Genomic DNA, 418 nt, shown 5'->3' with positions numbered 1-418 from the left:
TCACGTACAGACCTTCGATCTTCGCGGTCAGGTTGTTGGTGAACGCGTATTCGACACCACCGCCGAGGACCCAACCGGTGTTGGTGCCGTTGCTGCTGCCAGCGAACACGGTGCCGTCCGGAGCCACGAAAGCGGTGCTGCCAGCGCCGATGTCGCCATAAGCGAAACCACCGGTGGCATAGATGAGGGCGCGGTCGAAGGCAAAACCGGCGCGAGCGCGCACGGTGCCGAACCAGTTGCCGTCATTGCTGTCGCCGAGGAACGCACCCGGAGCGAAGGTAGCGCGACCGCCGCCGAGATCGGCGTACTGAATGTCCGTCTCGAGACCGACGACGAACGAACCGATCTGGTAGTTGTAGCCAACCTGACCACCGCCGACGAAGCCGCCGTTATCGCCACCGCGGCTGACAAGGCCGAA

Annotated in this window: 1 protein-coding gene; it reads right to left on the bottom strand. The window is 63.9% G+C overall.

Going from position 1 to position 418, the window contains the following annotated elements:
- Positions 1-418: outer membrane protein (locus tag FEZ63_RS23380; RefSeq protein WP_150949574.1), on the bottom strand; the 418-nt coding region annotated here is incomplete at both ends.

The organism is Microvirga brassicacearum (genome assembly GCF_008757455.1).
Classification (GTDB): Bacteria; Pseudomonadota; Alphaproteobacteria; order Rhizobiales; family Beijerinckiaceae; genus Microvirga; species Microvirga brassicacearum.
Note: the sequence above shows the minus strand (reverse complement) of the source record. Positions and strands in the feature narration are given on the sequence as shown.